Consider the following 18,212-nt stretch of genomic DNA (forward strand, 5'->3'; position numbering starts at 1 on the left):
GTAGCATTTGTTACACTTACTGTACCCGCTGTAATCGTACCGGTAGCCGTTAAATTATTTAAACCTGTCAGGTTCGTAATATTCGCTGTCGTGGTACTGATACTGCCAGCTGTAATATTACCCGTAGCAGTGATGTTCTGGATATTCGCCAGGTTCGTGATTGTATTCTGTGTACCGGCGTTCAAAGTAGCACTGATCGTTCCGCCCACGATATTGCCCGTTACAGTGATATTATCAAAGGTACCGCCCGTGCTGTTTACACTTGTTGCACTCACCGTTCCGATCTGTGCTGTTCCCGTTACACTTAAATTGGTCAGACCACTTAAGTTGGTAATCGTAGCATTTGTTGCACTTACTGTACCCGCTGTAATCGTACCGGTAGCCGTTAAATTATTTAAACCTGTCAGGTTCGTAATATTCGCTGTCGTGGTACTGATACTGCCAGCTGTAATATTACCCGTAGCAGTGATGTTCTGGATATTCGCCAGATTCGTAATCGTATTCTGTGTACCGGCATTCAGTGTAGCACTGATCGTTCCACCCACGATATTACCCGTTACAGTGATATTATCAAAGGTACCATTACCCCCATTCACATTCGTTGCACTCACCGTTCCGATCTGTGCTGTTCCCGTTACACTTAAATTACTTAAGCCACTCAGGTTACTGATATTCGCATTCGTCGCACTTACCGTACCCGCCTGAATCGTATTTGTTACACTGAAATTATTGACACCAGTAAGATTAGAAATATTGGCAGTGGTAGCACTGATCACATTCGTACTGATTGTACCGGTAGATGTAATGTTCTGGATATTTGCCAGGTTCGTAATACTATTCTGTGTACCGGCGTTCAGCGTAGCACTGATCGTTCCACCTACGATATTACCCGTTACAGTGATATTATCAAAGGTTCCATTACCTCCATTCACATTCGTTGCACTCACCGTTCCGATCTGTGCTGTTCCCGTTACACTTAAATTACTTAAGCCACTCAGGTTACTGATATTCGCATTCGTCGCACTTACCGTACCCGCCTGAATCGTATTTGTTACACTGAAATTATTGACACCAGTAAGATTAGAAATATTGGCAGTGGTAGCACTGATCACATTCGTACTGATTGTACCGGTAGATGTAATGTTCTGGATATTTGCCAGGTTCGTAATACTATTCTGTGTACCGGCATTCAGTGTAGCACTGATCGTTCCTCCAATAATATTACCGGTCACAGTGATATTATCAAACACACCGTTGCTTCCCTTAATATTCGTTGCATTAATATTGCCTGCCTGCAATGTACTAGTTACACTCAGGTTGGTTAGTCCCGATATATTCGTAATGGTTGCATTGGTTGCACTTAGCGTACCTGCCTGTATGGTTCCCGTTGCACTTAGATTGGCCAATCCTGTGAGATTGGTGATTTTTGCGTTGGTAATATTAGCCGTAGTAGCTGTTATAGTATTGATATTCGCAAGGTTGGTAATACTTGCCTGCGCATTGGCAGCAAGTGTTCCGCTATAAGTTCCACCAGTAATCGTACCCGTTACCACCAGATTGGGGAGCGTATCAACATTCACTTTCAATTGCGACATACTTGCCCTGATAGCAGCCAATGAATCGAGAAAACGCTGTTCACGAACATAGCCGCTAAGCATAGCGGCTGTGTCAGTAATAAAAAGAAAATGAGATGATGGTATTTTCCGAAGCGTACCATTGATCGTAGTGACAATGGAATCCGTTTTTTGTCCCGTAACAGTAGGTACTGCCAGACTACTTACATTTTTAGGTATCCACGCATTTACCCCTGCATCCCAAACTAAAGCCTGACCCGGGAGAGGAGCTTGTCCAGATATCTGCCTTCCCATTAATCGGTTGGCATTCCACAATGCCACCGTATTCGTTGCAGATACGATCCATTCATTGGTACCGGCCACATTGGTAACTTTAATACCCGTGGTTTCATCTCCACTCATGGTAATAGCTCCCACCTGTCCATTAAAAGATACAACACCTGTACTGCTGTTTTGTGTTCCAAAATTTACCCATACTCCGTTTTGCCTGAAGTAAAACTTATCATCAGCCAAACTATATACCAACATACCATTTAAGGTATTAGATACAGGAATAGCCAAAGTATCTGTAACACGAGGAAGCAATAGCGCTTTATCCAAACCATCGATCTGTAAGGCAATATTATTATTGAGAATCCGAGCCGTACCTATGGCAATCCCCTGCGCATTTACAATACGGAATCCGTTCATACGCAAAGTATCTTGTGCAATATGACTACCCAGGTTATCACCAAAGGTTTGCGCATTGATCTTAGATATTAATGATACAAATACCACCAATAAAATGATAAGCCCTTTATGTATGTATTCAATTTTTCTCACAATGCGTTGACTGGTGCTCACTAATTTATTTTATTTAACAAGTACTATTTTATACAAGCTCCCTAATACATCTACAGGTTGCGCCGTAAAATTTGCAAATCGAATATTAACAAATCCGTCCTCCTTACACCATGCCCCATAAACTGTCCAGTTCTGATAATCATCCAATGCTGTAATCAAAATAGGATCTCCCTGCTTTGCATTGGTAACAGGCACACGGATTACCGTTGTGGTATTCGCTGCAATTCTTGCATTCTGCCCTGCAATAACATTCAAGTTAAGATTGAAGTTCGATACCTGAGTAACACTTACCTGAGCAGCCTGTGGCGTTGTCCAATTCACATTTCCTAAACTATCTGTAGTTAAAAAAGTATTGGGTGGACCTGCAGCAATATTCGTGTTAACATTCGTTACACTGGCATTACCTGCATACAATGCATAAGGCACACTCATGATTTGAGATGTACCGATATCTACATAATTATTGGCAGGTATCCACCAGGGTGCAGGAATAGAAGGAGATATGGCTATTTTAGTGTTTATGAAATAAGGACCATTGCCCCATTCAATTTTATTTAAACTGTCTTTCAAAGCAGGGTTCGTAGATCTGATACCTCTACCCATAGTATAACCAAATACGCCATCATTATCCGACTGAACCTGATGTGACTCTTCAAACACCAGGGTTCCACCAACAGGTCGGCCTTGATAAATTGCACTACGTATATGAATGGTACGGTTACGTGCAGGATTACCCTGATTGTCTTTGGCTACACTTTGCAAAAACCAAAATGGCGGTGGCTGCGCAATGAGACTTTCTGTCAGAAAGACTAACAGAAAAAGAATGCTCAGTTTAATGCTTGTGTTTTTCATACACGTTACTTATATACGGTTAACAATTAAGTTCAGACTTAATAGTTTTCCATAGGATACGGCTTTAAAACCTTTTGTTGTTCAGAGGACAAGACTTTAAAAAAAAAAATGGTCTTTCATAGGATATGTCAATGTCTCTGTTTTATGTTTCAGGCACTCAGTAAGTTACGAACCGATTAACATACAAAAATACCTTATATTTTAACCTTTTCACGACTTCTACCATTATAATTTGCTTAAGAGCAAACTATAACGCTTATTCATCAGCTCCACCGTTACCGCATATTTTCCTGCTGCCCATGCATTTCCGTTAATCTGATAACCGGCTTTAATTTTACTCATCGCCACTCTTTCACCCAAAATCACTTTTCCGTCCATGGCTACTACACGAACAATACAGAACAGATTCGCATCGAATTCGCCTGAAGCCCTCAGCATCGCAGAACCTCTGGTTGGATTCGGATATACATTTAACGATAAAGAAAAGGCCGTAGTATCTGCCACCGGTGGCTTTTCCTGGCAGGCAGCCTGAAAAAGACCTGTGCCGTTGTTGGCAATACCAAGGGCGGCCGCTGAACCACCAATTGACAAACATTTGGCAGAACCGCCAATATTTACAAAGGGGGTTGAAATAATACCGCTATTGGTACTAAGGAAACTAATACTCATCTGGGCCTTACCCGTAGTACAGGCAAGCACCAAAACTATGATGATGAAATATGTTAGTTTCTTAATTGGCATAGTATACTTCTCTCACAATCTGTGTGGGGTATCCGGGAGGGTTGCTGATCTCCAGATCCATTGATTTTTCCTTTAATTCCAGGATGATATAATCTCTCACCGTACCTCCTAAAGGACCATTTGTAATAGTTTCCTTTAACTGAAGCTGACTCAACAAACGAGCTGTCCCTCTGTTTCCATCATCATCCAGAAAAGTGGCACTGAAAGCCGGGGAAAGAGAACGTGTGTAGGTTTTGTAATACTTCTTTTGTGCATCCGTCAGCGGTTGTAAAACACCGTTTACATAAATAGCTTTCAGGAACCACTGTTTATTACCCAACTCACTGGTCAGGTAATCAAACATCAATTCATGCTGCGATTTAGTAACAACAGGATCTTTGCTACAACCGGTAAAAAAGAAAGCACCTGATGCCAATAGGGCAGTCAAAACAAATGCTTGCATTTTTTTAGTCAGTTTCATCTTTTGTTGATTTCCAGATTATTTGCTTGGTTATTTCAGAAATCGTTGCTTTCTGATCAGCATGGTCTGCAGAGGATAACGAGCTTTCGTCTTCTGTGCGGGGCGGTTCATTGGAATGAACGGACAATACCGGACAGATCAAAATATCGTGGATGGATTGGACTGGTTTGGTTTCAAAGGATTGGACCGGGTGCAAGCGCAAGACTTACAAGATTCGGCGTTTTATTAAAACGCTGTCTTCAGAGAATCAGGATTTTGGGTTGCGATAGATTGATTATCAATCTTTCACATAGGAATAATACAGCTTTTCAAGGACTGGATTCAGAATAGGGTGATGAGCGGATTAAACTCATCGGGGGTACAAGGTGAGGATTAAAAGCCTGGTGCTTTGTAGGATTGGATATTGTATTGCAAATATAACACTATAATCATGTAGTAATTGAACTACGGTCACTATTTTAATTGAATTATAATATGCATAAAAAAAGCCCCATTGCGGGGCTTTTATATAAAAAGTATTTAATTTATACTTTGAAGTGAGAGAAGGCCTTATTAGCTTCTGCCATTCTGTGGGTATCTTCTTTCTTTTTGAAAGCAGCACCTTCACCTTTACTGGCAGCAACGATCTCATTTGCCAGCTTATCTGCCATGGTACGACCATTGCGCTCACGGCTGTAACGGATCAACCATTTCATGCTCAGAGAAATCTTACGGTCAGCACGAACTTCAGACGGAATCTGGAAAGTAGCACCACCGATACGACGGCTTCTAACCTCTACAGCAGGGGTAACATTGGCTATCGCCTTCTTCCAGGTTTCATAACCATCCTCACCGGTCATCTTGGTTACTTTGTCTACTGCATCGTAGAAAATATTGATTGCAGTACTTTTCTTACCCTGCCACATCAGGTTATTAATAAAACGGGTTACCAGTTTGTCATTGAAACGACCATCTGGCGCTAAGGGTAATTTTTTTGCTTGTGCTTTACGCATGACGTATAGTAATTAGCTGATTAACAGATTATTAGGTTATTTTTTTGCCTTTTCTTTCTTGGTTCCGTATTTAGAACGGCTCTTCTTACGGTCTTTCACACCGGCAGTATCGAGGCTACCACGTACAATATGGTAACGTACACCTGGTAAATCTTTTACACGACCACCACGGATCAATACGATTGAGTGCTCCTGCAGGTTATGACCTTCACCAGGAATATATGCGATAACTTCAACTTTATTGGTCAGACGCACTTTCGCTACTTTACGCAGAGCTGAGTTCGGTTTCTTTGGAGTGGTAGTATACACCCTTGTACACACGCCGCGACGCTGCGGACAAGCATCCAAAGCCCTTGATTTACTTTTGGCCCTGATAATTTCGCGACCTTTTCTAACTAATTGCTGTATTGTAGGCATTCTTTACCGTTTAAAATTTCGGACGGCAAAGGTAATGGCTGCATCGCAAACTTCAAAAAGTTTTCAAAATTTTTACGGCCAACTGTGGATAATCTTTGATTTTCTACCCTTTTTCATCCTTTTTTACCCCTCCACCGTCCCACCCAAGCGCTGAAAATTTATAATAACAGGTAAAAATACATGGATTTACCATGAATTTCTACGTCGTTGGCTCGACGGTAAACGATTGGATGTTTTCTGGGCTTAGGTTTAAGCTGAAAACCCGGTTTATGCTCAGAATATTATTTCATATCTTTCTCTTTGTATCCTCAATTTTGAGCCTGAAAGGCCAATTCACCCCCCTATCCTATACGCAGACGGGGAGCTTTATTCATCAGAATTTTAATGGACTCCCCTCAAGTGGCAGTTTAAGCCTCGCCGGAAAAGGACCACATTCTTTGAGCAACAGTTCAGTTATAACCACGGGGTTAGAAGGCTGGTATATTTTACAAGTGGCCGGCAGCCAGACAAATACCAATTTTTCAGCCAGCACCGGGTCTGCTACGGGAAGTGGCGTCTATAGCTATGGAACCGGCAGTAACCGGGCCCTTGGATCAATTGCCTCAGGAACGGGTATATATGCATTCGGTCTGGTTCTCAAAAATGAAACCGGTCTCATACTCAACCGCATACAAATGCGTTTCCTGGCCACCCAATGGCGCAAAGGTGGTTCAGGTAACAAAAACAACTGGGTATTCGGCTACCAGGCTGGAAATGCTGACAATCTTTTATCAGACACCTTAAAACCCAAGCCTACTCTCAATATCTACTCACTACATACCAGTTCCGGTGCTGCTACTTTGAATGGACATCTGGTCCAGAACCAAATCTGGATAGAAGACAGCCTAACCGATATCAGCTGGCTACCTGGGCAAGTACTCAGATTGCAATGGTCTGATACTGATGAAACCGGCAGTGATGACGGTATGGCTGTTGACGATTTTAGTTTACTCGCTTTTCAGCAAACAGGCGCACCCGAAATTCAACAGATAAAAACTGACAGTATTGGCAGCAATAATGTGGTAATGAGCGCATATATCAATGATCAACTATTGGCTACTACTGTAAAAGTACTCATAGACACTACAGCTGATTTGCAAAATGCTACTCCGTTAAAGGAAGTCATCCCTTCAATGATAGAGCAAGGATCGGGTCATACAAGGGTTATTGCTACAGCAGCAGCATTATTACCTGCCAAGAAATATTATTACCGGTTTATCGCCCAGAATCAACAGGCTACCATCTGCTCGCCTATTCAGTACTTTACCACGAAACCGGCCCTTCCTGTTATCAGAACCGATTCGCTTGTGCAAACAGGACCTTACGAATGCCGGATATATGTTTCAATACCAGACAATGGCGGGGCTCCTATTCTCGAGAAAGGAATTTGCTGGGGAACAGATGCATTACCATTGGTTTCACATAATACCCTACTCATAGCCAATGAAGACCCTTTCTTTTCAGCCAACCTTTACCAGCTTCCTTCCGGCAGCAAACTCTATTTCCGTTCCTATTGTAGAAATGCGGCAGGTATTTCTTATGGAAATACCGTTTCCTGGTTTACACCTACATCGGTTCTGCATTTTAGCAGAAGGGGAAATGATCGTACAAACAAGGATACCATTATCTACGAAATAACCTTCAAAGAAAAAGTAAACGGCATCCAGGCCACGGACTTTTACATAGCATCCAACCAGCCTACTTCCGCAAAAATAATTACGGTAACAGCACAGAACCTTGTCTGGAAAATCAGCATAGAGACCGGAAATACAGATGGTATCATTACACCGGTTTTTAAGCCGGCTGATCATCCTGAGCCTTCGGTTCTGAATGTGCCTTATGAGGCAAACGCGATAATGATAGACAAAACCGGACCTGTGATCAGGTCTCTTCAAATTGAAAATCGCCCTTACAAATCTGGCGATACAGTATGGGTTATGATAGAGACCAAACCTGAAAAGGGTTTACTCAATTTTCTTAACGGCAACCTCGCAGGATATCCGTTACAGCAGTTCGCCGGCATTCACGACAGTCTCTGGAAAACCTATTGCATCATACGAAATAATGGTAAGGAAGTAAAAGCGGAGGAGAATATTTTGGTTTCATTAATATTAACAGACGAAACAGGTAATCAAAATACAGAAAACCAGTTCATCATTCAGCAAAGCAACGATGCAATTGATCTGACAAGACCTTCTATTGATCGTATCAGCGTACCCGATAAAAAAATATACAAAGCAGGCGATATACTATTTTTTTCTATCCGCTTCTCCGAACCTGTCATGACAGATAGTACCCATGGCAGTCCGGTACTGGCTGTAACTGTTGGTACAAGAATTAAGAACCCATTTTTGTACCGTATTATACATGATTCAATATTTATTTTTTGTTACACCGTACAGCCCGATGATCTGGATATGGATGGTATTCGTGTTGCCAATACTATCACACTGAACAATTCAATCATTACCGATAAAGCCGGTAATCTACTCGTGAATACCATTGCCAATGCTGGTATATTCAGCGAAATAAAAATTGATGCCGTCGCTCCCGTAATCACGAATGTATTAACACCTGTAGGGCGTACGTATGGCCTTGGTGACACACTCTATTTCAGCATCTTTGTTTCAAAACCATTGGCCATTTCTTCACAAGCTCCCTCACCATGGCTTGAAATAACAGTGGGCAATACAATTCACAGAACAAAATACATAACAGGCTCATCAACCATGCTCAGGTTTTACTGGCCGATTCAGGAAGGAGTCTCAGATAAAGATGGCCTCAATATGGCCAACCAGCTATTCAATGTTGAAAATATGAAAGACAGCAGTGGAAACAGTCTGCTACCCGCATTAAAAAACATCGGAAATTTATCGCAGGTATTTGTTGATGGTATCTCACCCTATTTTAGAGATACAGTTAGTGTAATAGATGTCTGTAAAAACAGTTTTAGCACATTAGTTCACGCTTTACAGATTCATAACGCAGAACAAGGAGAAAACATTCAATGGAGTATGATTGAAGGGCCGTTAAAAGGACAAATAGAGGGCTTCCCTTTTTCAACAAGATGGAATGCAACCAGTCAGCCTCCTTCTCATGTTTTTTACTCCCCGAAACCGAATACCGGCGGTACAGATGAATGTGTACTTCAGGTATCTGACGGTATTCATACAATCCAGAAAAGAATCAGGTTTCAAATTAATGATCCTATCAAAGGCAATACCATTTCATCTGATCAAATCATTTGTGCAGGTTTTACAGCTCAGCCTCTGAGAGGAGCGTTATTAACCGGTGGTAACGGAGTTTATCATTTTAGCTGGCAATCCGACAACAACAATCAGATTTATCAGCAGGCTGAGGGCATTCATAACAAAGAAATCTATCAACCATTACCATTACAAAGCAGCCGAAAATTCAGGCGCATTGTTTCATCCGGAAATTGCACCGACACATCAAGCCCCATCCATATCCAGGTACGCACCAACGGTCTATGGTTAGGCAATCAATCTAATCAATGGAATGCAGGTGGTAACTGGTGCGGAGGTATTGTTCCTGATAACCAAACAGATGTACAAATAAATACCAGTTCACAAAAAAACATCATTGAAATCAATGATACAGGGCGCTGCAGATCATTACACGTCGATAGCACTGCCCTTCTTTTGCTCAATGCTCCATTTATTTTCTCGGGTACTCTTTCCGGAAACAATGCTATAGATGCCACCAATGGTACACTTATCTCTGCAGGAAGGGAGAAGCAGCTCTTACACACCTCTATTTTCATTCATAAAACAATAGCACGTTTACTGGTATCCAGTATTGATCTCACACTTAACGACACCCTTTTTATAAACGATTATTTTGCTGTTCAAAAAGGTATTTTTCAGACTAACAATTTACTCGTGCTCAATCCCAATGCCTCGAATCATGCAAATGCTTCAGACATACAATTGAAAGGAGATATTTTATTACGGCATATTTTTCACGGAAGAGCAAAAGAGCGTTTCATTCATCATCCATTCAAAAAAAACTTATTGAACTATAACCCGGAAAATCCTGCTTTATTACAGGAGAAAGACATAGTTTATTTTCAATCAGGCTTACCGGTAGCCGACAGTATTTTCATCCTGAACAATGAAATGCCTGTCAACCTTAATATGCCGGATTTTATCTGGCAGGGCATTACCACCAATCATTTGCAATGGAAACCAGGTAATGGAATCCTGTTTTCAAAACCCGGCCATTCAGATATGAATAACAGGTCACTAACCATGCATGTTAAAAGTGAACTAAATACAGGCAATATAGATACTGAACTATTCATCAATAATGACAGCAATTATGTATTAACAGGAAATCCATACATGTCGACTATCAACTCAAAATATATTATAAGAAGTGAAGGCATTGGTAATTATTATTGGATATGGGATACGGGGCTTGCAGAAAAAGGGGCCTATCTCGCAAAAAATTTCTCCGCTAATAACTCTATACAGCCAATGGAAGGTTTTATGGTAAAAGCTATTGCAGGCAAGCCTTTGGTGTTATCTTATACAGAACAGGCAAAATTACTGAATATCTTACTAGACTCATTGGAAGGTGAGTTAGAAAATACCTATCAGATAAGCATAGATCTGTTGAAAGATAACATAATTCATGATAAACTACAGATACTGGATGTAGATTCTGCAAGAACAAGGTACGATGCTACCGACGCCGAGAAAATCATGAATCCGGAATCTAATTTATATAGTCTGAGTGCCGATACGATTCCCTTATCTGTTGATGCAAGATGGTTAACAAACAGGACTTATATACCACTGGGTATTGATTCAAAAACAAAAGGTGAATTCACTATTTCGTTTTCACGCGTTAGTATAAAACCGGGTATCCACCTTGAATTACATGACTTTTTTACTGGATCCAAAATAAAGATAGACAGTAACCATTCATACAAATTTCATATAACCGGTGATCCGGCCAGTTGGGGAAGAAACAGGTTTGTTATACGGTATCCCTCAACTCCGGAACCTATACAGGAAATACTTAGCCTGCAGCTATATCCTGTACCCGCCATACAAACACTCATGATTGTTGTTCAGGCAAAGGAAAAAGCAATCAATACTATTCTCATAAAAAACATGCAAGGTCAGGTATTATTAAGTCGTTCTATGGGAGAACAACAGGATTTTACTCAACAAATTTCAATTGCCAGGCTTTTGAAGGGGCATTATATAGTTGAAGTTCATGCAGGCAAATACGTTATCGCTAAACCGTTTATAAAACTATAAAAAAAGGCTCACCGCTGTGAGCCTTTCCTATAAGTTGTATAACGAATTATACCCTGAACATCCATCCATGTGTATCGGCTGCTCTTCCTTCGCGGATATCAGTCAGCCTTGCCTTTAATTCAGGCGCCGTTTTCCATTTGTCGGTATCAAAATTCATCACATAATCCTTGTAACGCAGTTCTTTAATCAGTGAAATGGTGGCAGCTGTACCCGTTCCGAATACTTCATATAAAAGCCCGGCACGGTGTGCATCCATCAGGTCTTCAATGCTGATTTTTTTCTCGATTACTTCAAAGCCCATATCCTTTAATACTTCCATCGCACTATCTCTGGTAACCCCCGCCAGAATCGTCCCTTCTTCCAGTGAAGGCGTAATGGCTGTATTACCAATAATAAAGAACACATTCATGGTTCCCACTTCTTGCAGATAGCGGTGTTCAAAAGCATCTGTCCAAAGTACCTGATCATAACCAGCTTTTTTAGCCTGCGCGGTCGCCAGCATGCTGGCTCCATAATTACCTGCGTTTTTGGAGAAACCAACACCACCCGGAGCCGCACGTGTGTACTTTTCTTCTACATAGATTTTCATCGGTGCTGTATAGTAAGGGCCTGTCGGACTTAAAATAATCATGAACTTATAGCTCTCAGAAGGCTTCACCCCAATCACTGGATCGGATGAAAACATAAATGGGCGAATATAGAGTGAGTGATCCTTCATAGAAGGCACCCAGTTTCTATCGATATCAATCAATAGACGCATCCCTTCCATAAAAATTTCTTCAGGAACTGTAGGCATCTGCATGCGTTCTGCAGAAATATTAAAACGTTTAAAATTATCCAGTGGTCTGAAAATAGATACATTTCCTTCCTGATCTCTGTAGGCTTTGATACCCTCGAATATGGCCTGTCCATAATGTAATGCAGCCATAGAAGGCTCCATTAATAGCGGTTGATAAGGTTTGATCTCCACATTTTTCCACTCCCCATTCTCGTAGTCAGCCTCTAACATATGATCAGTAAAATATTTTCCAAAAGGAATATTTTCCAGACTCATATCGAGTAACTTACTGGTCTCAACTTTCGTAACGTTTATGTCTAGTGCTGCTGTCATAGTTCTATATTTGGCGCAAAGAAACGAAAAAAATAAAAACTAACAACTGTTAATATTATACATGGCATGAACAACCTCAGTAATCAACTTCCGGATTTTGTACTATGCGACCTCTATAAAGCACAGTTGGTCGTGATCGGCGAGCCAATACCTGAGGGCAATTTACCCAAAAAAAAGCAGGTTGAAACAGCTGTCAGGACAGATTTTTTGGGGGATAACAAAAAAAATATATCTATCCTGGTAAAAGATGAGCAGGCCGTGTATCTGAATGACACATCCCTGCAGTTTTTATCAGCTATTCTTGCTGCCTGTAAGCTGAATCTCGGAGATGTTGCAATTGTTAATTTTTATACGAATCCTTCAGATTTTTCCAATATTAAATCGAGGCTGAAACCCAACTTCCTGATTGTATTCGATATTAAACCTTCTGCGCTGCAACTTCCATTCGACTTACCAAATTATCAGGTACAGGCCTATGATCAGTGTTCGATGCTTTTTGCTCCTTCGCTTGATTTGCTTACCAATGATTCCCGTGAGGCAAAATTGGAGAAAAGTAAATTATGGCTCAGCCTTAAAAATATGTTCAACCTCTCATGAACAGACCTACACTCATATTTGCAACCAATAACCAGCACAAGGTTAACGAAATCAATAGTATCATCGGAAAGCTGGTGAACGTTATTACTTTACAGGAAGCCGGCATTGATATAGATATTCCGGAACCTCATCCCACACTGGAAGAGAATGCTGCTGAAAAGTCGGGCACCATTCATCGGCTTACAGGCAAAAATGTATTTAGTGAAGATACAGGTCTCGAAGTATTTGCCTTACATGGCGAGCCGGGCGTAAAAAGTGCAAGATATGCAGGCGAACAAAAAAATTTTCAGGCTAATATCGACAAATTGCTACTGAATCTGGATGGTAAAGAAAATCGAACAGCACAGTTCAGAACGGTGGTATCATTGATCTGGGACCAACATGAATACCAGTTTGAAGGCATCTGCAAAGGTAGTATTTCAAAAATACAATCAGAAGGGAAGAGCGGCTTTGGATATGATCCTGTATTTATACCTGATGGTGCTACGATTAGTTTTGCTGACATGACTTTGGAAGAAAAAAATCAGTACAGCCACCGAAAGAAAGCCATTACACAATTAGTCGATTTCTTAAACCAGCTTACAGATGAACAGAATTAAACTTACATTACCAACATATTTTCCTTTTTATACAGAACTCAGTATCCGTATTACAGATCTTAACTATGGCGGACATGTTGGCAATGATGTTTTTCTCGCATTGATACATGAAGCCCGTCAACAGTATTTACTTTCACTCGGTTACCGGGAACTTTCTTTTGCAGGTGTGGGTTTAATTATGGCAGATATTGCACTGGAATATAAAAGAGAACTGAATCATCTCGACATAGTACGCATTTCGGTTGCTGCTGCTGACATCGATAAACTAGGTTTTGATCTTTACTACAAAGCGGAACTGATTACAAATGAAGGATTGATAATGGCAGCCAAAGCAAAAACAGGTATGATCTGTTATGATTATGCACTTAAGAAAAAAGTAAGCATACCAGAAGAAGCCATTGCAAAACTTACACATTCATAAGCAAAAGCCATGAAGCAAAGCTGCGTTCTCTCTTTCATTTATATGCTTGCGGGCTGGTTCGTTTTCAGCTCACCTGTTTCTGCACAGAGTATACCCGCATATAAAAATAAAAACATACCCATACCTGAAAGAGTCAAAGATCTTTTATCGAGAATGACAGCAGAAGAAAAATTCTTCCAGCTTTTTATGATACCGGGTGAAATAAACAAGGGTGAAGAGGAAAAATACAAACATGGTTTATTTGGTTTTCAGGTAAGTGCAGGCAGTTCAGATGACAACGCAGCACAGCAATTATTGAAATACAATACCCACGAAAATGCAGCCAATCTAGCAAAAAAAATAAATGCCATTCAGCGCTATTTTGTTGAGCAAACCAGACTTGGTATTCCCATGATTCCATTTGATGAGGCTTTACATGGACTGGTTCGCGAAGGTGCTACTGTGTTCCCTCAGAGTATTGGTCTGGCCGCTTCCTGGAACACGAAACTGATGGAACAGGTTGCTGATGCCATTGCCGATGAGGCAGCTGTCAGGGGTATCAGACAGGTATTATCTCCGGTCATCAATATAGCTACTGATGTTCGCTGGGGAAGAACAGAAGAAACCTACGGCGAAGACCCTTTTCTAAGTGCAAAAATGGGCACTGCATTCATCAGATCCTTTGAACAAAAAAATATTATCACCACACCTAAACATTTTATTGCCAATGTTGGAGATGGCGGCCGAGACAGTTATCCTGTTTACTTTAATGAGAGGATTTTACAGGAAATTCATTATCCACCTTTTATAGATGCGATAAAAAAAGGAGGTGCAAGATCCATTATGACTTCTTACAATTCTGTTGATGGAAGTCCCGCTACTGCAAATAAAAAAATACTCACAGAAACGCTCAAAAACCAATGGGGCTTTGATGGATTTGTAATCTCGGATGCCAGTGCTGTGGGCGGTGCCAATGTTTTACACTATACAGCCAAAGATTATGCTGATGCTGGTAAACAAGCCATCAGCAATGGCCTGGATGTAGTTTTTCAGACACAGATAGATCACTATAAACTTTTCATCCCTCCATTTCTGGATGGCAGTATTCCACAACAAAGAATAGATGATGCTGTAGCGCGTGTTTTAACGGCCAAGTTTCAACTGGGATTATTTGAGCAGCCCTATGTAGATGAACAAATGGCAGCAGACAATAGCTATAAAACAGCGCATCAGTTATTGGCCAAAAAAGCCGCACTGGAATCCATTGTATTATTAAAGAATATAAAAAACACTTTACCCCTTTCAAAAAATATCCGCTCTATTGCATTAATAGGCGCAGACGCCACTGAAGCAAGACTCGGCGGGTATAGTGGAGCGGGGAATGAAAAAGTAAGCATTCTGCATGGGCTTCAAACATTGCTGCCAAAAACAAAGGTCATCTACAGTGAAGGGGTTGCAAGAAAGGAACAACACTATACGGTTATTCCGGCAACAGTATTATCACACAGAAACGGTAATCAAAAAATAAATGGTCTCAAAGGAGTTTATTACAGCAATATAGACCTTTCTGGTACACCTGTTTTAGAGCGTACAGATAAAAACGTTGATTTTCATTGGACCCTGTATGGACCGGATCAGCAATTACCCAATGATTTTTACAGTGTTTCATGGACCGGTAATCTGCATGCTCCTATCAGCGGTCATTTCAATATAGGCTTGGAAGGCAATGATGGTTTTCGTTTATACCTGGATAACAAACTTATCATTGATCAATGGGAAAAAAAAAGTTATCATACACGCCTTGCGCCTGTTCAATTACAGAAAGATAAGGAATACACCATACGTGTAGAGTTTAAAGAAACCAATGGCAATGCCCATATTAAATTAATATGGGATCGGGATGTTGAGAATAAGGATGCTAATAAAATAAAGCAGGCAATTAACATTGCAAAAGGAGCGGATGCTGTAATTATAGTGGCAGGTATTGAAGAAGGTGAATTCAGGGATCGGGCCTCTCTTCAACTACCTGGATTACAGGAAAAATTAATTAGCGAGCTTACTAAAACCGGAAAGAAAATAATTGTTGTATTAATAGGTGGTAGTGCTGTGAATATGACCAACTGGATTGATAAGGTGGATGCTATTATAGAAGCATGGTACCCGGGCGAACAGGGCGGACATGCCATTGCCAGTGTACTGATGGGCGATTATAATCCTTCCGGTAAATTACCCATTACATTCCCTCTCTCGGAAGCTCAGTTACCATTGGTATATAACCATGCTCCTACCGGACGTGGCGATGATTACAATAACCTGAGCGGTCAGCCACTTTTTCCTTTTGGATTTGGTTTGAGTTATACTGATTTTCAATTTTCAGATCTAAATATCCCAAAAGTAAGTTTGAAAAAAGGCGACAGCTGCTTAGTATCCTGTACCATCACCAATACCGGTAAAAGTGAGGGTGATGAGGTGGTACAATTGTATATCCGCGATATATTATCTTCTGTTTCGCAGCCTGTAATGCAGCTAAAAGGTTTTGAACGTATTCATCTCAAAGCAGGTGAAAGCAGGAAAGTATATTTCAACATATTACCTGAGCATCTTTCCCTGTTCAATGCAGATATGAATAAAGTAATAGAATCAGGTAGCTTCAGGTTAATGATAGGTTCTTCATCAAGAGATATCAGACTCAAAGGAAACCTGCTGGTGGAATAATGAATAACCAACTTCGATATTCATTATTCTACATTCATTATTCATTATTTCTTCCGTTCCAGATACGCCAGCTTTCTTCAGCTTGAATCATCAGCATTTCCGCTCCGTTCTGAATAGAAGCACCTGCTTGTTTGGCTTTTTGCAGGAATACCGTTTCAGCAGGATTATAAATCAGATCGAAGCAATGATGTTGCTGTCCCATCCATTGATATGGAAGTGGTGGATACTGATCTGTCATTGGCGACATACCAAGCGGTGTCGTATTAATAATCAGGGTATGACTATTTATGATGGTTTCATTCAGATCTTCATAGACAATCGATGTTGCAGACCTGTTTCTTGAAACGTATTGAAATACAATATTTCTTTTGTTGAAAACATATGCCACCGCTGCAGCTGCACCGCCAGTTCCGAGTATCAGCGCTTTTTGATGATGTGTTTTCAACCAGGGTAATAATGATAGTTCGAACCCAACTACATCAGTGTTATAACCAGTAAGAACTCCGCCTTCAAGTTTAACACAGTTACAGGCCCCCATTTTCTGAACAGCTTCTGTACTCGCCGACAAATAACCCAGTATTTCTTTTTTGTAGGGAATCGTAACATTGAAACCACAGAGATCTGTTTTCTCCCGCAGAATCTGTTTCAAAGCTGAAATATCGGGGATGGGGTAATTTTCATACACAGCATCCTCAATAGATTCCTTAGCGAATTTTTCTGTGAAGTAACGCTGTGAAAAAGAATGGCTAAGCGGATAGCCTATAAGGCCATAGCGTTTCATCTTATGCTTTATTCAGGTATAACTCAAAAGTATCACCACGTAATCCAATACGCATCGCTTCAAGTGCTAGTATTTCGTGAGGGGCAATATTTCCAAGATTTACATTGCAGCCTATCAGTTCAAGAAAATACAGCTGCTGTGCTTTTTGAGGTGCTTCCCATATAATTTTTTCTTCCGGTATCTGTGTCAGAATTTCCTGTACCAGACCTTCCCGTACTTCACCGCTACCACGATAAATACCCACATTACCTGCTTCACGTGCTTCTGCAATTACATACGAAGAACCTGCTTCGAGTTCAGCACGCATCAGTTCGATCCATTTATAGGGAGGGATGATATGCGCAGCATCTTTACTTCCCACTTCGCTTAACACAGTACCGTGTTTGGTGAGTTTTTCAATATATCCGCATTTCTCTGCATGTGGAATACTGATAGAGCCATCACTTACCTCCATATAATTGATACCGTAATCCTTACACACACTGATGTAATCCTCAAACTGGTTACGGATCAGGAATGCCTCGAATAAGGTACCTCCAAAATAAATAGGGATATTATACGACTGGTATGCTTCAATTTTCGCACGCAGGTTTGGCGTAACAAATGAAGTACCAAAACCCAATTTAACGATATCTACATGCGGCCCGCCAACACTCATGAAATTATGGACTTCATTAATACTGAGTCCTTTATCCATCACCATTGTTAAACCGGAATTACGGGGCTGCTGCGTTCTTTCAGGAATCTGAGAAAGGTTAAAATTCATGTAGGTTGTTTTACGCACGCAAAAATAAGTTAAT

Annotated in this window: 14 protein-coding genes; 5 read left to right on the forward strand and 9 right to left on the reverse strand. The window is 40.8% G+C overall.

From position 1 onward, the window contains the following. From BC659_RS16515 to rpsL, 6 genes are all read right to left on the reverse strand, one after another. Positions 1-2,417 (reverse strand): beta strand repeat-containing protein (locus tag BC659_RS16515; protein WP_133475842.1); only part of this gene is annotated, 2,417 nt, incomplete at its 3' end. A gap of 9 nt (positions 2,418-2,426) precedes the next feature. Further along, the gene (locus tag BC659_RS16520; RefSeq protein ID WP_133475843.1) at positions 2,427-3,269 is read right to left on the reverse strand and encodes a hypothetical protein; all 843 of its coding nucleotides are present in this window, start codon (positions 3,267-3,269) and stop codon (positions 2,427-2,429) included. Between the two features lie 225 nt (positions 3,270-3,494). Then, positions 3,495-4,010, reverse strand: a complete 516-nt coding sequence (locus BC659_RS16525; RefSeq protein ID WP_133475844.1) for a hypothetical protein — start codon at positions 4,008-4,010, stop codon at positions 3,495-3,497. Further along, on the reverse strand, positions 4,000-4,452 hold the full coding sequence (locus tag BC659_RS16530) for a hypothetical protein (RefSeq protein WP_133475845.1): 453 nt from the start codon (positions 4,450-4,452) through the stop codon (positions 4,000-4,002). Before BC659_RS16530 ends, BC659_RS16525 begins: the two co-directional genes overlap by 11 nt. A 542-nt stretch (positions 4,453-4,994) precedes the next feature. Beyond that, positions 4,995-5,462 (reverse strand): 30S ribosomal protein S7, encoded by a 468-nt coding sequence (rpsG, locus tag BC659_RS16535; protein WP_133475846.1) that lies wholly within the window; start codon positions 5,460-5,462, stop codon positions 4,995-4,997. A 36-nt stretch (positions 5,463-5,498) separates the two neighbouring features. Further along, entirely contained in the window at positions 5,499-5,879 is a 381-nt protein-coding gene (rpsL, locus tag BC659_RS16540) for a 30S ribosomal protein S12 (protein WP_026767866.1), read from the reverse strand. Positions 5,880-6,148: 269 nt separating this feature from the next. On the opposite strand from rpsL, the gene BC659_RS16545 reads away from it, so the two are divergent. Beyond that, positions 6,149-11,209: a T9SS type A sorting domain-containing protein gene (locus BC659_RS16545; protein WP_162847459.1), complete on the forward strand. Its 5,061-nt coding sequence runs from the start codon at positions 6,149-6,151 to the stop codon at positions 11,207-11,209. A 46-nt stretch (positions 11,210-11,255) separates the two neighbouring features. Here the strand turns inward: BC659_RS16545 and BC659_RS16550 are convergent, their stop codons facing one another. Next, entirely contained in the window at positions 11,256-12,320 is a 1,065-nt protein-coding gene (locus BC659_RS16550) for a branched-chain amino acid aminotransferase (protein ID WP_133475848.1), read from the reverse strand. 66 nt (positions 12,321-12,386) lie between these two features. On the opposite strand from BC659_RS16550, the gene BC659_RS16555 reads away from it, so the two are divergent. Genes BC659_RS16555 through BC659_RS16570 form a run of 4 tightly spaced genes read left to right on the forward strand, consistent with a single transcriptional unit; the run spans position 12,387 to position 16,631 of the window. Continuing rightward, entirely contained in the window at positions 12,387-12,917 is a 531-nt protein-coding gene (locus BC659_RS16555; protein WP_133475849.1) for a hypothetical protein, read from the forward strand. Beyond that, the gene (rdgB, locus tag BC659_RS16560) at positions 12,914-13,516 is read left to right on the forward strand and encodes an RdgB/HAM1 family non-canonical purine NTP pyrophosphatase (protein ID WP_133475850.1); all 603 of its coding nucleotides are present in this window, start codon (positions 12,914-12,916) and stop codon (positions 13,514-13,516) included. The genes BC659_RS16555 and rdgB overlap by 4 nt, the downstream gene beginning before the upstream one ends. Further along, the gene (locus tag BC659_RS16565) at positions 13,503-13,937 is read left to right on the forward strand and encodes an acyl-CoA thioesterase (RefSeq protein WP_133475851.1); all 435 of its coding nucleotides are present in this window, start codon (positions 13,503-13,505) and stop codon (positions 13,935-13,937) included. Before rdgB ends, BC659_RS16565 begins: the two co-directional genes overlap by 14 nt. A gap of 9 nt (positions 13,938-13,946) precedes the next feature. Further along, positions 13,947-16,631 (forward strand): glycoside hydrolase family 3 protein, encoded by a 2,685-nt coding sequence (locus BC659_RS16570; protein ID WP_133475852.1) that lies wholly within the window; start codon positions 13,947-13,949, stop codon positions 16,629-16,631. Between the two features lie 37 nt (positions 16,632-16,668). Here the strand turns inward: BC659_RS16570 and BC659_RS16575 are convergent, their stop codons facing one another. After that, positions 16,669-17,412 carry a shikimate dehydrogenase family protein gene (locus BC659_RS16575; RefSeq protein ID WP_133475853.1) on the reverse strand — a complete coding sequence of 248 codons (744 nt, stop codon included), beginning with the start codon at positions 17,410-17,412 and terminating at the stop codon, positions 16,669-16,671. Between the two features lies 1 nt (position 17,413). After that, complete coding sequence (locus BC659_RS16580; RefSeq protein ID WP_133475854.1) at positions 17,414-18,178, reverse strand: phosphosulfolactate synthase; 765 nt, start codon at positions 18,176-18,178, stop codon at positions 17,414-17,416. Positions 18,179-18,212: the final 34 nt, after the last annotated feature.

Source organism: Sediminibacterium goheungense (assembly GCF_004361915.1).
GTDB lineage: Bacteria > Bacteroidota > Bacteroidia > Chitinophagales > Chitinophagaceae > Sediminibacterium > Sediminibacterium goheungense.

Coding starts and splice junctions, on each gene's coding strand:
- BC659_RS16570 (WP_133475852.1), top strand. CDS start 13,947: ATGAAGCAAAGCTGCGTTCTCTCTTTCATTTATATGCTTGCGGGCTGG.
- rpsL (WP_026767866.1), bottom strand. CDS start 5,879: ATGCCTACAATACAGCAATTAGTTAGAAAAGGTCGCGAAATTATCAGG.
- BC659_RS16550 (WP_133475848.1), bottom strand. CDS start 12,320: ATGACAGCAGCACTAGACATAAACGTTACGAAAGTTGAGACCAGTAAG.
- BC659_RS16530 (WP_133475845.1), bottom strand. CDS start 4,452: ATGCAAGCATTTGTTTTGACTGCCCTATTGGCATCAGGTGCTTTCTTT.
- BC659_RS16555 (WP_133475849.1), top strand. CDS start 12,387: ATGAACAACCTCAGTAATCAACTTCCGGATTTTGTACTATGCGACCTC.
- BC659_RS16575 (WP_133475853.1), bottom strand. CDS start 17,412: ATGAAACGCTATGGCCTTATAGGCTATCCGCTTAGCCATTCTTTTTCA.
- BC659_RS16525 (WP_133475844.1), bottom strand. CDS start 4,010: ATGCCAATTAAGAAACTAACATATTTCATCATCATAGTTTTGGTGCTT.
- BC659_RS16545 (WP_162847459.1), top strand. CDS start 6,149: ATGCTCAGAATATTATTTCATATCTTTCTCTTTGTATCCTCAATTTTG.
- BC659_RS16565 (WP_133475851.1), top strand. CDS start 13,503: ATGAACAGAATTAAACTTACATTACCAACATATTTTCCTTTTTATACA.
- BC659_RS16580 (WP_133475854.1), bottom strand. CDS start 18,178: ATGAATTTTAACCTTTCTCAGATTCCTGAAAGAACGCAGCAGCCCCGT.
- rdgB (WP_133475850.1), top strand. CDS start 12,914: ATGAACAGACCTACACTCATATTTGCAACCAATAACCAGCACAAGGTT.
- rpsG (WP_133475846.1), bottom strand. CDS start 5,462: ATGCGTAAAGCACAAGCAAAAAAATTACCCTTAGCGCCAGATGGTCGT.
- BC659_RS16520 (WP_133475843.1), bottom strand. CDS start 3,269: ATGAAAAACACAAGCATTAAACTGAGCATTCTTTTTCTGTTAGTCTTT.